Here is a 22920-nt window from a genome sequence, read left to right on the forward strand (position 1 = left end):
ACCCTGGGGTGCCGACGTTCGCCGCGAAATCGACCCCTTTGGTGGGCGTTTCGCTATCCATGCGGTGCTGGCAAGGGATACTTCGCCTGCGGATTCTGAATGATCTCTGAAGACGAGCCGTATACGTCTCGACCGTCCTCTTGCTGTAGCACCGTGGAATCCAGCCGAACTTGCGAAATCCTCGTGTTGTTTCGCAAAATGGCGCAGATATCATCGCGAAGATGCCCCATGGATGCGCCCTGGATATTGTGGACGGTTTCAGAAATATCGACGGAGATGATCGCCGGGTAGCGGCCCGAAAACTGGCCCACTGCAGATTTTACTGACTTCAGTATACCTTTAACACGATCCTGTCGGATGTCGCAACCAATTGCCATATTGATAAATCGACCGAGTGCAGGTCCAGTCGGCCCGTTGGCGTCAACAACGATGCCTTCGATGGATCGTTGATCAAATTTTGATTGTCCAGACTCGCGCGGCAGTATTAGACCGTCGGGGCCGTGACCCCGCGCGAATGTCTGATACTTTGCTGAATATTCTCCGTCGACGCTTTCGGTAAATACTTTTGGCCGCGTGTCGTGTAGGGCATTGCGGGAGGTCGTGATGATCTTCTCAATCTGTGCGCGTACGGGTTCAGCATGAAACATGACTTCCAAATCTAGAGCCGAGTGTGGTACTCGGTCGTGGAAGGCTGATCGGAGGCGACGCGACAGTATTCCGTATAGCTCGTATCTTTGCTTGTCTTGTCGGCTAACGCTGCATTTATGTTTACACTCGACTTCGACCTGGTCGTCGATCAGCATGTCTGGGGTGCGAGTTCCGGCTTCGGGTATAAAGAAGACTCGCCTACCTTCAAGCGTGTAGTGAGCCGCTACCCGAATTTCATGGATCGCGCTTGAAACTCGCTCGAAGTCATCAAGACGCAGATCGTTCATTCGCGTCTCTAAGTTTTGAACGCCGGCGTTCTCTAGTGCTCGGATATTTGACATAAGTTCGCCGATTTGCAGGAGCTGCTGCGATTGGTGCAGAGTTTCGGGCGTCGCATTGCGATAGCCCAGTATCCACGATGCGATAATGTGCACAGGCCGATGGGGTTGAGGTGCGTGAGCACTGAGCCATTCCTCGCCCATAAGTCGCACTAGCGATTCTGCCCAGTCGATGTACTCATCAAGCGTGTAGTAATTGGTCCGTGGTGTTCGGTCAACGTCCATTAGTTCGAATCTCGCTCCTGTGTATTGCCCCGCTCAGGATAACTACCAGCGCGTTGATCGCTAAACCGTTAGTGGGCGATCTGAATCGCCCCGGTGAGTCCGGAGACTTCATCTCTTGTGAAGGATGGAGTCATGGCAGGTTCGAGGAAGTACCCGGCCGAGCTGCGTGAGCGTGCAGTGCGGATGGTCGCCGAGGTGCGCGATCAGTATTCGTCGGAGTGGGCGGCGATCGAGTCGGTGGCGGCCAAGCTGGGGATTGGGACGCCGCAGACCTTGTTGACCTGGGTGCGCCGCGATCAGATCGATTCCGGCACGCGCCCGGGAGTGAGCAGCGACATGGCCGAGGAGCTCCGGCGGTTGCGGGCTGAGAACCGAGAGCTCAAGCGCGCCAACGAGATTCTGAAATCTGCATCGACTTTCTTCGCGGCGGAGCTGTGCGCCACGAGGCGCTGGGTATATCGAGAGGCGGTGAGAGACCGTCTCCTTCGGGTCGTCGCAGCGGCCTGAGGAAGCATCGGGGCAGCCGATCGCCGGGAACGACGGTGATCGGTGGCAAGCGGTCCCGAGAAGGCAAGCCGTGCCGGCACTGCCAGACGGTGCGGGCTTGTCGAGCAAGGTCAGAAGGTGCAGCGTAAGCGAACCAGTGTCAGACGCTCCGTAACCGCGAAGCCGGCTCCAATCTGGTGGATATGGGCCGGTGTGCAGTGCACGAACCCGAGCGGGTGGGGTTTGACTCCGAAGCCGTTTAGTTCCAGCGGTGGGGAGGCCACGGTGAAGGCCTGCGGCGTAGCCGTGGCGATGCTGCCGGAGTAGAGCTGGGCGCCTCCCTGACCAATCGATGACCTGGTGAACGTGGGAACCACCCTGCGGGACCGCTCATTTCGTTTCCGGCAGCCAGTCGGGGCGGGTGTGACGACTCGGGTTCGGAGTCAAGGAACCGCATTTCAGGGTGGGGCGGAGGCCTCGTAGTAGTCGCGGGCGGTGACGTGCCCGTCGTGGAGACCGAGAAAGGCGGTCACAGGGCGAAGGGGGCCAGCAAGACATGCAGTGCGGAAACTGGAAGGTCAGGAGAGGAAGTTATGTCGCCGGTGAATACCGACGAGCTGGAGTTGGCGCTGATGCTGGCGCGGCAACGGGTACTGAAGATCCAGACCAAGCTGCACCGTTGGGCACGCGATGATCTTGATCGCCGGTTCGACGATCTGTTCAACCTCGTCGCCGATCCCGCGTTCGTGTTGGTGGCGTGGGATCGGGTCAGCGGGAATAAGGGTGCCGCCACGGCCGGGGTGGATCGGCGCACCGCGTCGTCCATCACTGCCGGGCAGGGCATCGAGGTGTTCCTCGATGAACTGCGGTCGCAGTTGAAGGACCGCAGTTTCCGCCCGTTGCCGGTGCGCGAGCGGATGATCCCCAAGACCGGTGGTGCGTTGCGCCGCTTGGGGATTCCCACCGTGGCCGATCGGGTGGTCCAGGCATCGTTGAAGTTGGTGTTGGAGCCGATCTTTGAGGCGGATTTCCTGCCGTGTTCCTACGGTTTCCGTCCGAAGCGCCGCGCTCATGATGCGGTGGCCGAAGTGCGTTATCTCGCAACACGTCCCCGGTGTTATGACTGGGTTGTTGAGGGAGACATCAAGGCCTGTTTCGATGAGATCGACCACACCGCTCTGATGGGGCGGGTGCGTCGACGCGTCGGTGACAACCGTGTCTTGGGGTTGGTGAAGGCGTTCCTCAAGGCGGGCATCCTCACCGAGGACGGCCTGCTGGCGGACAGCACCGCCGGAACTCCGCAGGGTGGGATTCTTTCGCCGCTGTTGGCCAATGTGGCGTTGTCGGTGCTCGATGAACACATTGCCGGGTTGCCGGGTGGTCCGGCTACCGGCTCGGTTGAGCGCGCTCGACGACTTCGTCACGGGCAGCCGAACTTTCGGCTGGTCCGCTATGCCGACGACTGGTGTCTGATGGTGCGGGGCACCAGAGCCCACGCCGAAGCACTACAGGAGGACATCGCCGCCGTGTTGGCGACGATGGGGTTGCGTCTGGCACCGGACAAGACCCTGATCACCCATATCGACGAGGGGCTGGACTTCCTCGGGTGGCGCATCCAGCGTCGCCGCAAGCGGGGCACCAGCTGCAGCTACGTCTATGTTCATCCGTCCACGAAGGCCGTGTTGGCGGTCAAACGGAAGATCAAGACGCTGCGCCGAACAGTTGAACTCAACCAGCCGCTCGATGACCTGCTGCGCCGCATCAACGCGACGCTGCAGGGATGGGCGGGCTATTTCCGGGCCGGGGTGTCCTCGGCGACCTTCTCCTACCTCAGTCACTACACGTGGCAGACGGTGTGGCGCTGGCTCCGACGAAAACACCGCAAGTCGACCTGGAAAGACCTGCGCCGCCAATATTGCGGCGGCGGCTGGTGGCCAGCCACCGAGGACCGTGTGCTGATCGATCTGGAGAAGATCGGCACGACCCGCTACCGCTACCGCGGTGCGGTCATTCCCTCGCCCTGGCCGACCGACGAGGAGGACACCACAGCAGCCTGACCGGGTCTTGTGGAGAGCCCGGTGCATTGAAAGGTGCACGCCGGGTTCGGGAAGCGGCCCGGGAAAACGGAACAGCCCCAACGGTTGTCACCGCGTCCCGGGCCGACTTTCACCGACCGCCGCAATCGGTGATCGTCGAGTACATCGACACCCACAAACAGGAGTACGGCGTCGAGCCGATCTGCCGTGTGCTGTCCGCGCATGGTTGCAAGATCGCGCCGTCCACCTACTACGACGCGTGCGTCCGGCGCAGCCAGCCGTCCAAGCGGCAGGTGCGTGATGCCGAACTCAAGGTCGAGATCACCCGTGTGCACCGCGAGAACTATGCGGCCTACGGGGCGCGCAAGGTCTGGCTGCAATGTCGCCGCGAGGGCATCGAGGTGGCCCGCTGCACGGTGGAACGGTTGATGGGTGAACTCGGCCTGCAGGGGGCGCGCCGCGGGAAGGTCAAGCGGACCACGATCGCCGACCCACAGGCCGCCCGGCCCGCTGATCTGGTAGGCCGACGGTTCAGCCCGAATGCACCAAATATGTTGTGGGTAGCCGACTTTACTTACGTGTCGACGTGGTCGGGATGGGTGTACGTGGCGTTCGTGATCGATGCCTACGCCCGTCGGATCGTGGGGTGGCGCACGGCGACCACCATGACCTCACAACTGGTGCTCGACGCCATCGAGCATGCGATCTGGACCCGTCAGCGCGACGGCATCGAGGATCTGACCGGGCTGATCCACCACAACGATCGCGGCAGTCAGTACACCTCGATCGCGTTCACCGACCGGCTTCTCGACGCCAGCATCGACGCATCGATCGGAGCGACCGGCAATTCGTATGACAATGCGCTCGCCGAGACGATCAACGGCCTATACAAGACCGAACTGATCAAGGCCCAAGGACCGTGGCGCACTGTTGACCAGGTCGAAGTCGCCACCTTGGAATGGGTCGACTGGTTCAACCACCGCCGACTCTACGAGTACTGCGGGGACATGCCGCCGGCCGAGCAATGATCAATACCTGTGGATGAGGCCCGAGGAGGCGGCCTGAAAGTGGGCGCACCTTCCCGAGGATGATCATCACGGAATCAGGTATTCGATCAAGACCGGCGTTGGCGCGCTGGTTGGGAAGGTACGCCCATGCTCACCGTAGTTCACGATGCCGAGGAGGCCAACGGCGGCGAGGCCGGCCGGTCGTTGTTGGACGAGATCGTCCGCGACGGAGCCCGGCAGATGTTGGCCGCTGCCCTGCAGGCCGAGGTCGCCGCGTACGTGGCCGCATTCGCTGATCAGCTCGACGAGAACGGTCACCGACTGGTGGTCCGCAACGGCTATCACCAGCCGCGTGAGGTGCTGACCGCGGCCGGTGCCGTGCAGGTGAAGGCGCCGCGGGTCAACGATCGCCGTGTCGACCCCGATTCTGGTGAGCGGCAGCGGTTTTCCTCGGCGATCCTGCCGGCCTGGGCACGCAAGTCCCCGCAGATGAGTGAGGTGCTGCCGCTGCTGTATCTGCACGGCCTATCGACCAGCGACTTCGGGCCCGCACTCGAGCAGTTCCTCGGCTCGGGTGCCGGGTTGTCGGCCACCACGATCACCCGTCTGACCGCGCAGTGGCAAGACGAAGCCCGTACGTTCGCTGCCCGGGACCTGTCCGGCAGCGACTACGTCTACCTGTGGGTCGACGGCATTCACCTCAAGGTCCGCCTGGACCAGGAGAAGCTGTGCCTGCTGGTGATGCTCGGCGTGCGCGCTGACGGCCGCAAAGAGCTCGTGGCGATCACCGACGGCTATCGGGAGTCATGCGAGTCGTGGGCGGATCTGCTGCGCGACTGCAAACGACGCGGCATGACCGCCCCAGTGCTGGTGGCGAGTCCCCGATTCTGAGTCCACCCGGAATTAGAGTCGGGTTTGTTGATCCAGATTCAGTTGATTTCGCAGGCCATCGGGGTGTGACTGCACGTACAGACGGCAGCGTACTCGGCGGGTGTTCGGTAGCCCAGCGCCGAGTGCCGGTGCCGCAGGTTGTGGTCAGCCTTGAAGTCCCCGATCACCACTCGGGCCTCCATCAGGGTGTTCCAGTGATTGCGGTTGAGGCACTCCTTGCGTAGTCGGTTGTTGAACGATTCGATGTAGCCGTTGTTCCACGGCGTGCCCGGCGGGATGTAGGACAACCCGACCTTGCCGTCGCAAAACTGTTGCAGCGCAGCCGAAATGAACTCAGGGCCGTTGTCCATCCGCAACACCATCGGCGGCCCGCCGGCCGCGGCGAACACCTTCTCCAACTCGGCCACCAGTCGCTGCGCGGTGATCGACCGCTCGACGATGTTCAGCAGCGACTCACGGGTGTGCTCGTCAAGCATCGACGCGATCTTGATGGCCTTGCCGTCGACGGTGGAGTCGAACTGAAAATCGATGGCCCACACCACCTTCGGCGCATCCGCGATGACCTCCGGTGGGCACGATGACACCCCCGACCGCTTGCGCGGCGAGGTGACCTTCACCTGCAGACCTTCCTCGCGCCAAAGCCGGTGGATCTTCTTCTTGTTCACCTCACGGCGCTCGTCGTACCGCAACGCCGCCCAGGCACGCCGGAACCCATGACACGGGTGTTTGGTGGCGTACGAGCGCAACCAAACCCGCATATCGGCGTCCGGATCGGACGGGGTCAGCGCCATCGGCAGGTTTCTGTAAGTGGAGCGGGCCAGCCCAACGGCCTTGCACGCCAACCGTTCCGACATGCTCAAGGTGTCCTTGAGCATGTCCACGGCGCGGCGCTTGGCAGCTGGGCTCAGAATTTTCCCTTCGCAACCTCCCGCAACGCGTCCTTCTCCAGCTCAGCCTCGGCCAACAGCCGCTTGAGGCGGGCGTTCTGCTCGCGCAGCTCGCGGGCGGCGTCGGTGTCCATCCCGCCGTAGGCGCGGCGCCAGTTGTACAACGTCGCCGGCGATACGCCCAGCTCGGCGGCGATCTCCTCGCCAGTCTTGCCCTCGGCAGCCAACTCGTCCGCGCGGCGCAACTTGCGCACGATGTCCTCCGCGGAATGCCGCTTGCGTCCAGCCATGTATCTCATCGTCCCTTCTCGGCCCGAAACCGGGCCACGGGACTCTAAAACACGCTGGACTCATTCACAGGGAACACGCCACTGGCCGTCGGCGATGGCGCGCTCGGGTTCTGGAAGGCGGTGCGGGAGGTATTCCCGAAGACCCGAGAGCAGCGCTGCTGGTTCCACAAGCAGGCCAACGTCCTTTCCGCACTGCCGAAGTCAGCGCATCCGGCCGCGCTGGCGGCCATCAAGGACATCTACAACGCCGAAGACATCGACAAAGCTCAGGTCGCGGTCAAGGCCTTCGCGGTTGCCTTCGGCGCGAAGTACCCGAAAGTGGTCGCCAAGATCGTCGACGACCTCGATGTCCTGCTGGAGTTCTACCACTACCCCGCCGAGCACTGGATCCATCTGCGTACCACGAATCCGATCGAATCCACCTTCGCCACAGTGCGTTTGAGAACGAAGGTCACCAAGGGTCCGGGATCGCGGGCCGCTGGATTGGCCATGGCCTACAAGCTGATCGACGCCGCCCAAGCCCGTTGGCGGGCCGTCAACGCCCCACATCTGGTCGCCCTCGTCCGCGCCGGAGCGGTCTTCCACAAAGGCAAACTGCTCGAACGGCCCACCGACATCACCCCACCGACACCACCGTCAGACGGCGATCAACACACCGAAACGGAGGTCGCCTGAAACACCCCGATCCACAGGTATTGACAATTGCTCCCGCCGGCCGAGTGCGAGGCCCTGTACTACCGTCACCACCGAACTCAGCGGCCCGCCGAGTTCTCAAACCAGTAAGTCTCCGGACATGCCGGGGCGATTCAATCGTCGACCAACAAGATGGAGAACGGGCAGCAGAACGTTTACAGTTTGGCGCTGGATCCCCACAGGTCGATCTAGCTAGTCGCCAGCGTCGCCGAACAGGAAACTGACCGCGGTTACTCTTCGGTTTCCGGATGGGTGCGACGGAACCGGCCCCAGGCACGGCGCCACCAGGCCGTGGGTACTGGCGGAGTGGGCTGTTGGGTGTGCGCCGCTCGGTCTCGGGTGGCGGCGTGCCGAGTAGCCGCCTTCGAGATCGGCGGGAGCCAGTCGACGCGGCCATTGCGAATGTAGTAATGAGACCTGCAGGGCTGCTGTCCATTACCGATTGAGGGGCGCAGCGATACGGCGCCGTCGAAAGTGATTACCCAGTCATCAGGGCCGAAGGGCGTGACGACTTTGGTGGCGCAGCCGCAGGCACAGAGGTGGACCGCGGTCTCGTACCGCATAGAGATGTAGAGGTTCCCGGGTTCGAGAATCGCGGGGATGGACTCGGCAAACACGGGATTCAAGGACCTAGCCTTCATGCGGCGGCGTCCTTACCCTCGCCGCGCCGGTCGTCGCTGGTGCCATACCGGTGGTGGAGCTCTCCGCTGTCGACGACGTACACGGTGTGGCGCTCGTCCTCGGCGTCGGCGTAGAAGCCCACGAGTTTCTTGTAGCGGACAATGGCGAGGTTGGCGGTGATGGCGTTGAGTTCGTCGACTTGGAGGTTGGTGTCGTATTCGGCGTCCTCGCCGACGAAGTAGGAGATCAGGCCGTCCTTTGCAATGTGCTCGCTCCGTCCGGGGGTGGACGTGGTGATGCGGAGCTGGCCGTTGATCCCGCCTGGGTCCTTACTCAGGCCGACGCCGGTGTCGATGAAGGGAATGCCGTTGGCAGTGAGGGTCTGCACGATGGTGCTCTTATGCGGTCCTGTGTCCATCGCGAGGAACACGAAGGTCGCATCGAGAACCTCGTTGACGTTCTCAGCGGTGACTTCGACGGGGTGCGGGACGATACCGCGGCGCATGGCGGAGTACTTCGCGGTGTAGTAGTCCACTTTCGTCATTCCGGCGGCGAGGTCGTCGATGCTCGCGGCGCCGGGGGCGCGGAAAGCGTTGTGGGACCGGAAGAAGTCGCCATCATAGAGGTGGATGGTTAGGGCTGGGGTCTTAACGAGGGCGTCGAGAAGGTGCGCGCCTGTGCCACCGACACCGACGATGACTACCTTCTCGAGGGCGAGCCGGCGGTTCAACTCGGTGATGCCCGCGCGGCTGGAGAAGGTATCGACGTAGAGGAATACTCCGTCGTCCTCGTCTGTCTGCAACGGCTTGCAGGTGTACGGGGTGGCGTCCGGGTCGATGGACTGGGCGGGCCCGGTGATTATTGCGGCGTAGTAGGTCACCTTCTCGTAGAAGTCGGCATAGCCGCCGGGCTGCTGCGAGAAGGCGGGCTTTTGGGAGAAGCCGCAGGTGCCGGTGAGCTCGGCACTGGCGACCCATTTCTCGACGCCGTCGTTGACCAGGCCGTCTATGACCTGGCCGTTCTTGTCGCGTGGGACGCCACCGACGAAGCACATGACGTGGGTACTGGGTGCGGTGGTGGTGGTGCCGCTCAAGTCCAGTGGGCAGAGGAGCGAACCTCGCTGGACCTGAGCGGCATCATCGACGAAGGGGATGTCGTCGACGACCAGGAACCCATTGACCACACGGACAGTGAAGCCGTCCTGGATCAGCCGGGTCAGATCAGGGCTGTTACGAACGAGTCGTGAGCCGGACATTGAATTCCGTACCCTTCTTCTTCACCGTCACCGACTCACCGGCCACGAGCGTGCCGCTGGCCCTGCCGCCGTGGGACGGATCTGCATGCCGGTAGCTGACGGTGAACATAGCCGCCGGGTCGTGGCCCGGGAAGGCAAGCTCTCCCAGCTGTTCGTAGGTGATCGCGTCGTGGTCCAAGGCCGTCTCAGTGCCGTTGATCACGACCTCGAACTCCTTGTCCTGCTTCTTGCTCAGCGCTTGGGCGTCCGCCGTCATGGCAGTTCTCCGTCCATTGTGGGCACTCGCGTGGCGAGTGTTATTAGTTTAATAGTAGCATGGACATCACCGATACGGTGATGACGACATGGCGAGTAGGCGACGGCGCGTGTCGGTCATTGCATGTGCCGACCGCGCGGTACTGTGCGCGTGATGGCGATGCGAAGTCATCAGCCGATGGGTGATGGAGAGCAGACGCGTGGAGCGGGAGTATCTGGACGGGGACCTACGGCGCCTCGCCGCTGATCCCGACTTCCGGCCGGCGGGCTGGAGCGACCGGGAGGTTCGGGAGTTCCACCGTCTTGTTCAGTGCGTACGTGCCGCACACGTTGAAAGTGATTTGCGGAACTTGCGCGTACTGCGGATCGTGCCTGACAACTCCGGCGACTCCACGAGGGCCCGGGCCACGTTGGGCTCGGCCCGCGTTATTGAGCTGACGTTCAAGAATTCCGGGAGCCACAGCGCTGTGGTCTTCGGGATCCTTTGATTTGCAGAGATGGAAGCCCAGCGATGACCAACACCACACACGACCCGCTACCGATCGACCAGACACCAGTCGGTGAACTTCTGGGTGACGAATTAGAGGCCCGAGGTTGGTCTCAGGCTGACTTCGCTGCCGTGATCGATCGTCCTACCCAATTTGTGTCCGAGATCGTGACGGGCAAGAAGGAAATCACCCGAGAGTCGGCCGCCCAAATCGGCGCGGCCCTATCGCTCTCGCCGGAATTCTGGTTGAAACTCCAGGACCAGTATCTCCTTGCCGAGCAGGCAAGGAACTCAGCGACGCAGGCCAAACTCGAAGACGTACGCCGCCGCGCACGATTGAACCAGCTCGCCCCAATTCAACTTCTGCAGAAGCGAAAGATCCTCTCGGGTTCGACGCTGGATGAGCTAGAGGCTGAAGTAATGGAACTCCTCGAACTCGATTCGATTGACAGCCAGCCCGGGTTCGCAACAGCCGCCAAACGCACTAACCACGGCGAAGACATGAGCATGCTCCAGCAAGCCTGGGTCGCCTGCGTTCGCAAACGTGCCAGGAAGCTACCTCCGGTCGGTGAGTATTCGTCTAAGAAGCTCGCCGCACTCGCCTCATTACTACCGCGGTCAGTCAGAACAGCTGAGGACTTTGCAATGCTCCCGGACCAATTTAGGGGTGCCGGTGTCCAGCTCGTCTACGTCGAAGCGCTACCAGGCGCCAAGATCGACGGATGCGCCATGTTCGTAGATGGACACCCGATCATCGGGCTATCTGGACGCGGTAAACGGCTCGACAAAGTTCTGTTCACCCTGCTCCACGAGATTGCGCACATCCTCGGTGGGCACGTGGACACCGAACTCATCGTCGAAGAATTGGATGACGGTCATGCGCAGGAATCGGTACGTGAGAGGGAGGCGAACGACGGTGCCGCCGGGTGGATCTTCCCGAACGGGTACCCATCAGTCCCCTCGCGGATCAGCGCGCCCTGGGTAGATCAGACTGCAGCCGAACTTGGCCTTGCGCGCATCATGTTGGTTGGCCAATTGCAGAAGCGGGGTCGCTTGGATTGGCGGACCACACTGGCCAAGAATGCACCCTCGGTAAGCGAAGTTCTTCCGCATTGGCGGTAGCGGACTGACCGGAAGGGCTGTGCACATCGATGCAGACGATCATCCGATGCGCACCCCGCTGTATGGGGATTGGTCAGGCGGTGACTGAAATGAGCGAATTCCCTGGTTTGTGCATGCGATACCATGAAGGTGCCCCGGACTAGCAGACACCGGGGCACCAAGCTTCTTCTCTCGGCAAACGCGTTCGTTGCGTGTGGTCCTGGTCTGGCGCTCCGTTCAATTCGGTGCTACAGGTCGTATCCGTCTGCAGTGTTCTTGGTTCCGCAGTAGTGGTCCCCGTGCTGGAGACAGTCATTAGCGACCTAGGTAATCGCAACATGTCCAGCAACGAAGGCAACTCGAAGGGGGCCCGCATGGTTCGTAAATTTTGGTTTGCGATAAAGAACATCTGGTACGGCCTTACAGGGTCGCTCCTGGCCATGACCAGACGCAACGAACCCACCGTAGACGCATAGGGCTGACTTAGCAGCCGACGTTCGCGAATCGCGCCGTCACGTGACGCAAGTGGGGTCCTCGCACGAGATTGCCTGCTGGCTCAAGCGGCTCGGCTCCCTTAAGGCCCAAAATGCCTGTTGAAGAAATGCCAAAATTCCGAGACACGACCGCGATGACACGACGTGAGACAACTTGCATAACCGCAGTTCAGGGCATCGGCAGATGTCACGGAATTTGAGACCCTACAACTTGTGGGAGCTGAACGTGAGAACCTACAAGAGAGTCGACGCTGCCTGAGCCACGCAATCGGACCAACGCTGCCCGCTGAGCGCATGAACTCCCACGGCGTTCGGGGTGGCGCTGGATATCACGACGTCGGGTTCCAGCGTCGCCAATAGATCGAGGGTTGCCGCGAACTCGGTTGGGTCGCTGAACCCTTCGAAGAAGCCGGCGGCCCAGTCACCCGATGCATTGCGGAACAGTGTGTCTCCGGTGAACAGATATGTGCCCTGCGTGCCGTTGACCAGGTAACACTTGCTCCCGGGTGAATGTCCGGGCGTCGGAATGATTTCGACGCCGTTGGCATCCACATGGCGGCTAGTCAGCGGCACATCGATGTGGGCGTGCTGGCCGATCTCCAACAGTTCTGCCGCCGGCGCGTGCAGTCGCGTGCTGAACCGCTGTGCGATCTGCGTGAGCGCGGGACCGGCCTCGTCGCGGTGCGAGAGGTATTGGTCGGAGACGCCGCCGAGCGCGGCGATCTCGTCGAGGTCGGTGTTCCCGGGCATCGAGTAGAACAGCGCATTGTGTTGCGGAGCGGCGGCCCAGAGGTACGCGTGCGTGCTGTATGCGGGTGATGGTGAATGCGTCCTGGTTTCCCACAGGTCGTCATGAACTTTGCGCATGATTCGATGGTTCATCCTCAACCAAGGTTGAGATCAAGGCCTGCGCTCAGTTGCGGTCGTTGACGGACGTCACGACGCATCGTACTCAACCAAAGGGTTGACAACGGTCGCAGCGAGCGCGCACACTCGTACTCAACCAAATAGTTGAGGAAGGCGATGACGGATCAGCTCTCGAAAGTATTTGCGGCACTGAGCGATCCGCTCCGTCGGGACATCGTGACCCGGTTGACGACGGCTGACGCCACGGTCAGCGAACTCGCCGAACCGTACGACGTCAGCATGCAGGCGGTCTCCAAGCACCTCAAAGTGCTCGAGGATGCGGGGCTGGTCAGCCGCGGCCGCGCGGCGCAGACGCGGCCGGTGCACTTGGAAGCGCAGGTGTTCGACCTGATGACGAAATGGATCGAGCGCTACCAACGGCAGGCCGAACAGCGGTATCAGCGCCTGGATGCGGTGCTGGCAGAGATGAATGACACCGAAGCGAAACCACGACGAAAGGGCAGAGCATCATGAACACAGCGCAGGCCGTCATCGAGGCCGACAAGGATGTTCCGCTCATCCGCATCACCCGTGATTTCCGTGCTACCCCAGCACAATTGATGAAGGCGCACACCGACCCGGAGTTGTTCGCCCGTTGGGTCGGGCCTGACGGGATGGACACCCGGATTCTGGAGTGGGACGCCCGAGACGGGGGTAGTTGGCGCTATGTCGCGGCCCGCGACGGCCAGGAGTACGGGTTCCGCGGTTGCTTCCACACCGTGGCCGAGGACAAGATCGTGCAGACCTTCACCTTCGAGGGCATGCCCGACGATGTCTCCCTCGAGACGTTGTGGTTCGAGGATTTGGGTGATGGCCGCACCCGGCTGCACGCACAGTCATTGGTGGACAGCTTCGTGGGACGCGACGCCTGGCTGGCCTCCGGGATGGAGACGGGGGTCGACCAGGGCTACGCGAAACTCGACGCACTGATCGGCGAACTCTGATCGCCATGGTTGCCCTGAACAAGCTCACGCCCGCCGACCGGCACCGCGCCATTGCCGCTGGGTTCACTGAACATGCTGCCGCAGTAGAGGATTGGACAGTTCCGACGCCGGTGACGGACTGGACCGCGGGCGACGTCGTCGAGCATCTGATCGGGTGGTTCAGCGGATTCCTCAGCGCGGGCGGCGTCGCATTGCCTGTTGGCCCGCCCGTCGCTGACGATCCGCTCGCGGCATGGATCGGACATACCGCGGCCGTGCAGACGCTGCTCGACAGCGAAACAGCCGACGGTGACTTCAGCCATCCGATGGCCGGTACCCACCGGCTTGCCGACGCTATCGACCGGTTCTATACCGCCGACGTGTACATGCACACCTGGGATCTGGCCTCCTCCATCGGCCGGAACTCCGGGCTGGACCCCGAATTCGCCGAGCAGATGCTCGCCGGCATGGTTGAAATAGAGGACCTGCTGCGCTCATCGGGGCAGTACGGACCGCCCGTCCCGGTGGCGGACGATGGCGACCCGGTGACCCGGCTGATGGGGTTCATCGGTCGGGACCCGGCCTGGTTGAGCACGCGATGACGTGCGATCCGGCTGTGTCGGCCTGACAGATCATCGGTCTCTCGGTTGGACAGGCCAGGCGCCCCTTTTGTAGCCTCCTCGACAACGAAGGCACATGGACAGTCGGCTCGACGGAGCAGACGTCGCCAGCGTCAAAGGATGCGCAGTCTTGAAGGTTCACTCACCGCTTGTGGCGAATAACGCCGCTCACAAGCCGGTGGTCGGCGCCCTCGCCGGACTGGTGGCCCTGAGCGTGGTGTGGGGTGGCGTCGCGCACGCCGACCCGCCCCAGGACGGCTTAGCGCAGCTCAATGAGCTGTCCCGTCAGGCCGAACAGCTGTCGGAGACCATCCGCAACGCGCAGCCCGATCTCGACGCGAAGCTCAAGTCGCTGAGCCAGGCGGACAAGAAGCACGCCGACGATCTCGCCGGTGTCGAGGCGACCAAAGCCCAGCTGAACACCTACCAGCAGGACGTTGACCAGTATGCCGCCGCGGCCTACATGGGCGGGCGAACCGACGGCGTCAGTGCCATCTTGACCGCGTCGTCGCCCTCGAACCTGATCGACACCCTGGCAGTCCAGCGGGTGGTGGGTACCGAGATCTCCGAGCAGATGCGGGGCTTCCGCCAGGCATACCAGGAGGCGCAGGCCGTCGAGGAGGCCTCGGCAAAGTCCGCGGCTGACGCGAAGGCGGCCGTCGACGCGGCCGCTGCGGTGCGAGCGGACCTGCAGAACATGCGGGCCCGGCTGCGGAAGCAGATGGCCGCTGTCACCGCGACCTACGCCGCGTTGTCCCCGGACCAGCAGGCGGGGCTGGTTCTCCCGACAGCCGCCGTCACGGCGGCGTTGGGTCCGATCGCGCCGATCCCCACGGTCGGGATGAGCGGTCTGGTACCCAATGCAAGGGTGATCGTGGACTACATCATGGCCACCTACCCCGGCGTGAAGTCGATTGGTGGCGTCCGCGCGGATCGGCTTCCCGACCACCCGAGCGGGCATGCGGTGGACATCATGATCGGCTCGGACATGTCTCTCGGGGACGAGATAAGGGCCGACCTCGAGAGTCAGGCGGGACGCTTCGGCATCTCCTACACGATGTGGCGGGTGGCTGCCCACTTCGACCACGTCCACGTCACCGTCTCCTGATTTCACGAGTATGGCGCGCTAGTGGTGTGTCTCGTAAATAAGTAGTCGTATGTTTGTTATTCTGTCCGGGTGAGTGCATCACCAGCAGCGGCCTTGCCAATGACGCCGGCCGAGCGTGAAACGTTGGAGAAGCTGGAACGGTCGCACACTGCGCCGCATCAGCAGGTGCTGCGGGCGAAGGTGCTGCTGATGGCCGCCGACGGTGAGGCCAATACCCGGATCGCCGAGGAAGTTGGGGTGACACCGGTGACGGTGCGCAGCTGGCGTGAGCGGTTCAGTCAGGACGGGCTTGCCGGGCTGGGCAAGATCCGGGTCGGGCGCGGCCGCAAGCCGTCGATTTCGGAGGAGACGATCGCCGAGATTGTGCGGTTGACCACGACGACAACTCCCGATGGTGCCACGCATTGGTCATGTCGCACGATGGCCAAGCGAGTCGGGGTCAGTTCGGCTACGGTGCAACGGATTTGGTCCGACTTAGGTCTCAAGCCCCATCGGGTGGACACGTTCAAGGTGTCAGGGGATCCCAAGTTTGAGGACAAACTCATCGATGTGGTCGGGTTGTATCTGAATCCGCCCGAGCAGGCCATCGTGTTGTGCATGGATGAGAAGTCCCAGATCCAGGCGTTGGACCGCACCCAGGCGTCACTGCCGATGGTCAAGGGGCGGGCCGCCACCATGACCCATGACTACAAACGAAACGGCACCACTACGCTGTTCGCCGCACTGGACGTGCTGACCGGCACGGTGATCGGCCAATGCCTGCCCCGACACCGCCACACCGAGTTCATCAAATTCCTCAACACAATCGACCGCGAAGTTCCCCAGGGGTTACAGGTCCACCTGATCTTGGACAATTACGCAACCCACAAGCACGTCGAGGTCACGAACTGGATGAAGCGGCACAAGCGGTTTCATTTCCATTTCACCCCGACCTCATCGTCATGGCTCAACCAGGTCGAACGGTGGTTCCGCGACCTGACCGACAAGAACCTACGCCGCGGTATCTTCGGCAGTGTGCCCGAGTTGATCGCCAGCATCGAGTCATACCTCAACGCCCACAACGCCGATCCCAAGCCCTACGTGTGGACGGCCACCGCCGAATCCATCCTCGCCAAAGTTCGCCGCGCACGCACCAAACTCCAACAAGTAGTCAACCAAAACTGAGACACACCACTAGGACACGCCCAGCTCACGAATCTGCCTGTCGCGCACCGTCCGAACATCGGCGCTGCCGCAGTCGATGCGTGTGGTGCTGAAGGACGCGATGCAGAGATTGCAGTACCCGCACACGGGATGCTCCTTGCTTGGCGCAGCGACCACATTGCGGTAGAGGAGGGGGTCGGCGATGAAGGCGCGGGCGGCGGACACTGCGTCGACTTTGCCGCTGCTGATGGCGCGCTCGATCCCTTCTTTCGTGTGGAATCCGCCGACGCAGATCACCGGGATCGACACCGCGTCGGTGAATTGGGTGGCGAACTCGAGGTTGAAACCCTCAGCGGGCGGCCGCAATTGGCCGGCGATGCGTTCGGCGACCGGTGCTGCCGCAAGCATTGCTGCCTTGCGAAGACGAGAGACCGATGCCAGTGGGCCGCGTGTCACGGGGTTGTAGACGAAGCCGCGGTAGTTGCCCTGGACCATTCCGGGCCAGGATTCGTAGTGGCCGCGCGAGATCTCGATCGCGTCGGCGCCGCTGTCCTGGAGCCAGCGTGCGACCTGTACGAGTTCGGCGGTTGCGCAGGCCCGCCGGAACGGCAGGTCGTCAGTTCCGTTCATTTTCACCAGGATTGGGAACGCGTCTCCCACTTCTGCGCGAACAGCTTTCAGCACGTCGAGCAATAGACGGGCCCGGTTTTCCAGCGAGCCGCCGTACTCGTCGGTTCGCCTGTTGGTGTGCGGGGTGAGGAACTGGCTGAGTAGGTAACCGTGCGCAGCATGGATCTGGAGTCCGTCCATCCCCGCCTGGACCGCGCGGCCCGCGGCCCGCACGAACGAGTCCACGATGCCCGGCAGTTCGTCGCCGCGCAGCGGGGTGGGTTTGCAGCCGTACATCGGCTCGCGGATATTCGAGGCGGAAACGATGCGCTCGCGGGGCTGGGCCTTGGCCATCTGGCGGCCGCCGTGGTTGAGCTGCGCGATTAGTTTCGTGCCGCCACTGTGAGCGAGATCTGCCCATTGCGCTAGTCCGTCGATCTTGTCGTCGGTGTCGATGCCTGCCTGTCGTCCTGCGGACTGGCCCTGGCGGGACACATAGAGGTTGCCGGTCACGATGAGGGGCGTTCCGGCGGCGACCATCGGTCGATAGAAGTCGAGCAGGTCGCTCGTGACGTAGCCGTCGTCGCTGGCGCGGGTTTCGCTGGTCGCCGATTTGTACAGCCGCCCTGGCACATTCATGGTGCCGATTTGCAGTGGGGTGGCGGGGGTGATCACCGGGATTCCTCGAAGGTTCGGGCGAGAGGGGAGGCAACCGACGGGTCGTAGCAGGCGATCGGAAGTCCACCGGCGACACCGATGCACCGATTGCAGTAGGTGCAGGCGGGAATGTCGCTGCGAGGTTCGTCGAGGTCTCGGTAGAGGTACGGGTTCGCAATGAGGCCCCGCGCGCACGAAACCGCATCGGTCGCACCGGAACTGATGGCATGGGCCATCGCCGCTGGTGTCTGGAATCCGCCGACGGTGATCACCGGAATGTCGAGGGCCTTCGAAAACTGTTGTGCCTGAGGCAGGTTGTAGCCCTCGCGGTAGGGGAACGCACGCTCCAGGCCGAATTCGAGGACCGGCGCCAGCGCCCGCATGGCGAGCCGTCGCTGCAACGAGGCTTCCTGCATCGCTCCCTTGGTCGCCTGTGCCGTGACGTATCCCTTGAAGTGCCCGGAGGTGGTGCTGGGGAAGGACGAGAAGTGGCCGCGGGTGATCTCGACGCCGTCGAGTCCTTCGTCTTGGAGCCGGACGGCGAGCTCTATCTGGTCGGCGAGGCGCACACCTCCGATGGGGATGGTGTCGGTGCCGTTCAGCTTGACGATGATGGGGAATTCGGGGCCGACCCGTCGACGCACTGCTCGATAGATCTCCAGCGGAAGTTGCATGCGCTTGTTCGCGTTGCCGCCGTAGGCATCCGATCGCCGGTTGGATTCCGGGCTGAGGAACTGGCTGAGCAAGTAGCCGTGTGACATCTGAATCTGGACGCCGTCCATGCCGGCTTCCTGAGCGCGTGCTGCCGCAGCCGCGAAAGATTCGATGAGCGTGGGAAATTCGTCGAGTCGCAACGGTCGTGGCAGGGTTCCCTGTGCCTTCTCCCGGCGCGCCGAGGCCGAGACGGAGTCGGGAACCCCCGGTGCCGGTCGGACCATTTGCCGCCCGCCGTGGTTGAGCTGAGCGAACAGCTTTGACCCTCCGGAATGAGTGAGTTGCGCCCACTCTTTGAGCCCGGGAAGCATCTCGTCGCAGTGGATGCCGGCCTGCCGGTGAGCCGACTTGCCCTGCCACGACACGAACATGTTGCCAGTGATGATCAGGGGAGTGCCGGCTTCCACCATGGGGCGATAGAAGTCGAGCAATTCATCGGTGACGGCGCCGTCGACCGTTGCGCGTGTCTCGTGCGTGGCCGACTTGAAGAGACGGCCTGCGACATCGAGTTGGCCAATGCGCAGCGGAGTACGCAGCGGTGAGGTGTTCATGGGCTGTCCTGGTTCCTTGGGTAAGTGAAAAAGGTTGTGGCAGAAGTTTTTTCGGATCGAATTGAGCGTCGGGGCGGGTAGCCGTGCCGGAGGTCCGCAACCCCGCAGTTTTCTGCTGTCTCGATAATTCCGTGCTGTGCCTGCCCGACGGAAGGGGCAAATGCACCAATTCGGTGGTCTGAGCGTCCAGATCGCACCATCGATCTAGAGTCTGTCCATGGAACCGAGCAAGCTCCGGCCCGCCGTGCAGGATCTGATCCGGCGGGCAGCCGAAGTGGCGTCCGCGGGGTCGGCGAGCTGGATCGGAGAGGTCGACGAGGCGGCGCACTCGGCCACGGACATGCAGTCGTTCGCCACCGATCCGGAGGTTCGCGCGCTCTTCCTGCGTGACATCCACGCCCATGTGCAGCATTGGGCGGCGGCCAATGTGGCGCATCCTGGACGGCGCGTCGCGGCGTTCGTCGACGACGTCGAGACAGTCGCCAGAACGCTCGTATATCGAGGGCACGCCGAGGCCAGTGTCGATGCCTACCGTCTCGCTCAGAACGTCGCGTGGCGGCGGTGGATGAACATCGCGTTCGAGCTGACGACGGACGTCGACGACCTACGGGACATGCTGGACATCACCGCGGAGTCGATAGCCACCTTCCTCGATGAGTCCATTACCGCATTGACTGCCCGGATCGCTGTGGAGCGCGAACAACTGCTCCGTGGGCGGGACGCAATCAGATTGGAAGCGGTGTCGCTGGTCCTCGCCGGCGGCAGGACGAATGTGGCGGCCACTGAGCGCGCTCTCGGGTATCGGCTCAATCAAGCGCACACGGCGATCGTGGTGTGGACCACCGATGCGTCGCCGTCGCTTTCGGAGTTGGAGCGGGCGGTCGATGACATCGCACGTCATCTGGGAGCGACAAGCATGGTGCGGACGGTAGCCAGCGCGGGCACGGTGTGGGCGTGGCTCGGCGGGATCGACACGGGCCGGCTGAGTTCGGTTGAGAGCGTGGTCGATTCACGATCCCTTCACCAGATCGCCATCGGGTCGACCGGTGCCGGGGTCGACGGATTTCGGACCTCACACCTTGATGCCGTCAGCACGCAGCGGATGATGGCGCGTCTGAACACCAGTCGCGCTGTCGCGTCGTTCGGTGACGTCGAGGGTGTCCTGCTGCTCACGGCGTCGCCTGATCTTGCCGATCGTTTTGTCGCGGCCACACTGGGGCCGTTGGACAACGACCATGCGGAACTACGGGAATCGTTGCATGTCTTCTTGAGGGAAGTCTGCAACGTGTCCAGCGCAGCTGACCGCCTTTTCACACACCGGAACACCATGCTCCGGCGCATCAAACGCGCGAATGAGTTGCTGCCCCGCCCTCTCGAGGACAACGTGATCAACATCGGGATGGCACTCGAAATCCGCCAGTGGCGGGGTGGCCCCAGCACCTCTGCGACGTAACGGCCCAACCCGCGCGCTGGCGCAATTGCACCGTCGGAGCTGGATCTGCTGCCGTCGACGGCCGGCGTCGCTCACTCGAGGGTCTGCGGCGCCTGATGCTCGGGCAGGACCGCGACGTCTTCGTCCTCTGCCACCAGGCAGGCGCGGCAGAAGTCGATGCCGAACGGCGTGAGGTGGATCGACCGGCGGACGACCTTGTGCGCACGCACCGAGTGCATCGCGGCCAGCACGTCCGGTTGTGCCTCGACAACCTGGTATTCCAGCGGGTCGCGCAGTTGCTCCTGCGAGAACCAGATCAGGCCCAGCCGGAACAGGTTGTTGAGGTAGGCGGGCACGTTGTCGAGGTAACGGAGCCCCGCCCGCGGCCCGATCATGTTGAGGCCCGGAGCCACCAGGCGCGAGGACACCATGCCGATCGGGCCGCCCGTGCGGACGTCGACGGCCGGCTGTGGCCCGCCGCGCAGGAGCAACAACAGGATGCGCGCCTCGTCGGGCGCCATCTCCTCGAGGATGCGGGCGTACGCGGGGTGGCCGCGCTCGGTGTTCCACACGTCGCGCGAGCGGGTCAGCAGCGCCTGCCCTTGAGCGCGCAACGACTGCTCCATCTTGCGCTGGCGCTCTTCTTCCTCCTGCTGATGCGACACGTCGTGCGTCGTCGTCACGGTGTCACTGAGCGAGGCACTGACCTGGACCACGGCCTGCGACACCGATACACCGTTGGAGACGGCCTTCGCCAGGTCGCCGAAAACCGCGCCGGCCTGGGCGACGCCGGAGATCAGCTCGCGTGCGGAGTCGGCCGCGGATGTCGGATCAGCGACGATCTCGAGCGCGCGGCGACCCGTTTTGAGCCCCGCCACCAAGGTCCATTCGGCGGTACGCACCCAGGCCGTCGCGGCCAGGCGGACCAGACCGGGCAGCGCTTCGCCGATTTCGGCGCTCCTGGGTAGCAGTGACGAGGTCGGCTCCGCTGGCGGAGAAAACGTGGCGCTGAGCGGTCCCCACTGGGCGTGGCGTCGTCGGGGGCCCGGACGTTGGTCGTCACTCATGCCACACCGATTCCCAAGAAGATCGCATAGTGGAGGAAGCCACCGGCCGCGCCCATGATTGCGCCGTGTGCGTAGAGCATCCACTCATCTTCCCTGATGGCGGAACGCAGCATCTCGACGAAGTCGGTCGGTGCAAGTTCTTTGGTGCGCTGCGCGATCAGCGTGCGGATTTTCCCTGATTGCGCCTTCGAGAACTCTTCGTCCTTGAAGGGTGTCAGCGTCCGGCCGACGGCCTCGGCGGCGAAGCCGGCCTTGATGGAGTCGTAGGCCTGGGCGCCAAGCGCCACGCGCGCCGCGCCCCGGATGGGGCCGGCGGCCCGGTCGATGGCCGGGCCCAGTGCGGCGGCCATCATCTGGCGGGTGCGGTCGCCGCTCGGGCCGTCGATCAGGAAGTCGCCGATGCGTTCCAGCGTGATGACGTCGTCGGCGATGATCCCGGCGTACACCTCGGCGGCCTGCTCTTGCCGCTGGAGGAACAGGCCCTGGAACTTGATGCCGAAATAGCGGGTCGGCTCGGTCGGTTCGAAGATGAGCCACATACCGAGCGCATTGGTGATCCAGCCGACGATGACGCCGAGCGTCGGCAGCATCCACCAGGTGTGGAACCAGTGGTCGATGAACGCGACCGGGATGCCCAACAGGAACCCGAAGATGAAGCCGAAGTTGACCATCAGGTTCAGCTCGCGCTGGCCGATGTCCTTGAAGACGCGGATGACCAGGTCGGGGTTCTTGCGAAAGTGCTCGATCACCATGATCTTGGGGTCGAGCAGCTGATCGATGTGGATGCCGATCTCGGTGGTGATCGACTGCACGACCTCCGGCAGCTGCGACTGGACCCGCGCGACGAGCGCGCGTTTGCCGACGGTGGGCAGGTCGCGCCAGAACTGTGGGTCGTTGGCGATCATCACCTCATCGACGAGGCTCGCGATCTCGGGCTGGAAGAGCCTGACGATGTGCTCGGCGATCTTGTCAGGCTCGAGCTGCTGATAGAACTCGGCGGGCGTACCGAGCTTGGCGATGGCCTTGTCGGACGCGATCGAGCCCATCTTGGCCGCGCGGGCCGGCACGATGCCCTGCCAGCCGACGCCGCCCTGCAGGATGCCGGGGATCTCCTGCAGCTTGTGTGGCAACAGCCGGGCCAGCTCGGCCATCCCCGGGATTCTGAATCCGTGGAAGTTGACGGGATAGAACAGCATGATCAGGCCGGTCCAGTTGATGAGCCAGCCGATCACCGCGGTGAACAACGGAATGCTCAGGAATGCGAACCACGCCATGGGGGTGTCGATCTGGCTCAACGTCCAGTCGCGATTGACCAACCAACTCCAGAATTCGCCGAGCGTCGTCCTCACCGCCTTTCGTCCGAGCAAAGGTGATTCGCCGACGAGAATCGCTGTCCACCTGTGCGAATGCACATTAGCGGGTGAAGCGATGCCAGACCGCGACTTGACCGGGCATGAGGGTTAGAGACAGGTCACA

The 22920-nt window shown here is 63.1% G+C and carries 18 protein-coding genes and 4 pseudogenes; 12 read left to right on the plus strand and 10 right to left on the minus strand.

Annotated features, from left to right (window positions below):
• Window positions 1–53 precede the first annotated feature (53 nt).
• The gene (locus G6N46_RS18410) at window positions 54–1211 is read right to left on the minus strand and encodes a hypothetical protein (RefSeq protein WP_138251361.1); all 1158 of its coding nucleotides are present in this window, start codon (window positions 1209–1211) and stop codon (window positions 54–56) included.
• 132 nt (window positions 1212–1343) lie between these two features.
• Between G6N46_RS18410 and G6N46_RS18415 the strand changes: the two are divergent.
• The 4 genes and pseudogenes from G6N46_RS18415 to G6N46_RS18430 form a co-directional block, all read left to right on the plus strand.
• A pseudogene (locus G6N46_RS18415) lies at window positions 1344–1673 on the plus strand (transposase); the annotation flags it as partial.
• Window positions 1674–2290: 617 nt separating this feature from the next.
• The gene (gene ltrA, locus G6N46_RS18420) at window positions 2291–3754 is read left to right on the plus strand and encodes a group II intron reverse transcriptase/maturase (RefSeq protein ID WP_456093944.1); all 1464 of its coding nucleotides are present in this window, start codon (window positions 2291–2293) and stop codon (window positions 3752–3754) included.
• Between the two features lie 14 nt (window positions 3755–3768).
• Window positions 3769–4761, plus strand: a pseudogene (locus tag G6N46_RS18425) (IS3 family transposase); the annotation flags it as partial.
• Between the two features lie 126 nt (window positions 4762–4887).
• Window positions 4888–5610: pseudogene (locus tag G6N46_RS18430) on the plus strand (transposase); the annotation flags it as partial.
• A gap of 59 nt (window positions 5611–5669) precedes the next feature.
• On the opposite strand, the gene G6N46_RS18435 reads toward G6N46_RS18430, so the two are convergent.
• A protein-coding gene (locus G6N46_RS18435) for an IS3 family transposase (protein ID WP_163692872.1) occupies window positions 5670–6808 on the minus strand; the annotation gives its coding sequence in 2 pieces (ribosomal slippage) (window positions 5670–6550 and window positions 6550–6808; 1140 coding nt in all).
• A gap of 81 nt (window positions 6809–6889) precedes the next feature.
• On the opposite strand from G6N46_RS18435, the pseudogene G6N46_RS18440 reads away from it, so the two are divergent.
• Window positions 6890–7483, plus strand: a pseudogene (locus tag G6N46_RS18440) (transposase); the annotation flags it as partial.
• A gap of 248 nt (window positions 7484–7731) precedes the next feature.
• Here the strand turns inward: G6N46_RS18440 and G6N46_RS29090 are convergent.
• From G6N46_RS29090 to G6N46_RS18450, 3 genes are read right to left on the minus strand one after another with little or no spacing between them, the layout of a single operon-like run.
• The gene (locus G6N46_RS29090; protein WP_220098077.1) at window positions 7732–8142 is read right to left on the minus strand and encodes a ubiquitination-like system serine protease family protein; all 411 of its coding nucleotides are present in this window, start codon (window positions 8140–8142) and stop codon (window positions 7732–7734) included.
• Window positions 8139–9377 carry a ThiF family adenylyltransferase gene (locus tag G6N46_RS18445; protein WP_138251287.1) on the minus strand — a complete coding sequence of 413 codons (1239 nt, stop codon included), beginning with the start codon at window positions 9375–9377 and terminating at the stop codon, window positions 8139–8141. Before G6N46_RS18445 ends, G6N46_RS29090 begins: the two co-directional genes overlap by 4 nt.
• Window positions 9352–9633 (minus strand): multiubiquitin domain-containing protein, encoded by a 282-nt coding sequence (locus tag G6N46_RS18450; RefSeq protein WP_138251286.1) that lies wholly within the window; start codon window positions 9631–9633, stop codon window positions 9352–9354. The genes G6N46_RS18445 and G6N46_RS18450 overlap by 26 nt, the downstream gene beginning before the upstream one ends.
• A gap of 510 nt (window positions 9634–10143) precedes the next feature.
• Here G6N46_RS18450 and G6N46_RS18455 point away from each other — a divergent pair.
• Window positions 10144–11241: a transcriptional regulator gene (locus G6N46_RS18455; RefSeq protein WP_138251285.1), complete on the plus strand. Its 1098-nt coding sequence runs from the start codon at window positions 10144–10146 to the stop codon at window positions 11239–11241.
• A 707-nt stretch (window positions 11242–11948) separates the two neighbouring features.
• Here G6N46_RS18455 and G6N46_RS18460 read toward each other — a convergent pair.
• Complete coding sequence (locus G6N46_RS18460; protein WP_138251284.1) at window positions 11949–12581, minus strand: MBL fold metallo-hydrolase; 633 nt, start codon at window positions 12579–12581, stop codon at window positions 11949–11951.
• A gap of 156 nt (window positions 12582–12737) precedes the next feature.
• Here G6N46_RS18460 and G6N46_RS18465 point away from each other — a divergent pair, with 156 nt between their 5' ends.
• From G6N46_RS18465 to G6N46_RS18485, 5 genes are all read left to right on the plus strand, one after another.
• On the plus strand, window positions 12738–13094 hold the full coding sequence (locus tag G6N46_RS18465; protein ID WP_138251283.1) for an ArsR/SmtB family transcription factor: 357 nt from the start codon (window positions 12738–12740) through the stop codon (window positions 13092–13094).
• On the plus strand, window positions 13091–13564 hold the full coding sequence (locus tag G6N46_RS18470; protein ID WP_138251282.1) for an SRPBCC family protein: 474 nt from the start codon (window positions 13091–13093) through the stop codon (window positions 13562–13564). The genes G6N46_RS18465 and G6N46_RS18470 overlap by 4 nt, the downstream gene beginning before the upstream one ends.
• Window positions 13565–13569: 5 nt before the next feature.
• The gene (locus G6N46_RS18475) at window positions 13570–14145 is read left to right on the plus strand and encodes a maleylpyruvate isomerase family mycothiol-dependent enzyme (protein ID WP_138251281.1); all 576 of its coding nucleotides are present in this window, start codon (window positions 13570–13572) and stop codon (window positions 14143–14145) included.
• 169 nt (window positions 14146–14314) lie between these two features.
• Window positions 14315–15271 carry a VldE C-terminal domain-containing protein gene (locus G6N46_RS18480; protein WP_138251280.1) on the plus strand — a complete coding sequence of 319 codons (957 nt, stop codon included), beginning with the start codon at window positions 14315–14317 and terminating at the stop codon, window positions 15269–15271.
• Window positions 15272–15370: 99 nt separating this feature from the next.
• Complete coding sequence (locus G6N46_RS18485) at window positions 15371–16435, plus strand: IS630 family transposase (protein ID WP_163693180.1); 1065 nt, start codon at window positions 15371–15373, stop codon at window positions 16433–16435.
• Between the two features lie 9 nt (window positions 16436–16444).
• On the opposite strand, the gene G6N46_RS18490 is transcribed toward G6N46_RS18485, so the two are convergent.
• Together G6N46_RS18490 and G6N46_RS18495 are read right to left on the minus strand one after the other, a co-directional pair.
• Window positions 16445–17698, minus strand: coding sequence for an NADH:flavin oxidoreductase (locus G6N46_RS18490; RefSeq protein ID WP_197746727.1), 1254 nt, complete (start codon window positions 17696–17698; stop codon window positions 16445–16447).
• A complete protein-coding gene (locus G6N46_RS18495) occupies window positions 17695–18945 on the minus strand; it encodes an oxidoreductase (RefSeq protein WP_138251271.1) in 1251 nt (416 codons plus the stop codon). The genes G6N46_RS18490 and G6N46_RS18495 overlap by 4 nt, the downstream gene beginning before the upstream one ends.
• Before the next feature lie 217 nt (window positions 18946–19162).
• Between G6N46_RS18495 and G6N46_RS18500 the strand changes: the two genes are divergently transcribed.
• Window positions 19163–20398 (plus strand): PucR family transcriptional regulator, encoded by a 1236-nt coding sequence (locus G6N46_RS18500; protein ID WP_138251270.1) that lies wholly within the window; start codon window positions 19163–19165, stop codon window positions 20396–20398.
• Window positions 20399–20469: 71 nt separating this feature from the next.
• Here G6N46_RS18500 and G6N46_RS18505 read toward each other — a convergent pair whose 3' ends face one another.
• Window positions 20470–21444, minus strand: a complete 975-nt coding sequence (locus tag G6N46_RS18505; protein ID WP_138251269.1) for an Abi-alpha family protein — start codon at window positions 21442–21444, stop codon at window positions 20470–20472.
• On the minus strand, window positions 21441–22793 hold the full coding sequence (locus G6N46_RS18510; protein WP_138251268.1) for a DUF445 domain-containing protein: 1353 nt from the start codon (window positions 22791–22793) through the stop codon (window positions 21441–21443). Before G6N46_RS18510 ends, G6N46_RS18505 begins: the two co-directional genes overlap by 4 nt.
• Between the last annotated feature and the right edge of the window lie 127 nt (window positions 22794–22920).

Origin of the sequence: Mycolicibacterium phocaicum (assembly GCF_010731115.1) — a bacterium.
In the GTDB taxonomy this organism is placed as follows: Bacteria; Actinomycetota; Actinomycetes; order Mycobacteriales; family Mycobacteriaceae; genus Mycobacterium; species Mycobacterium phocaicum.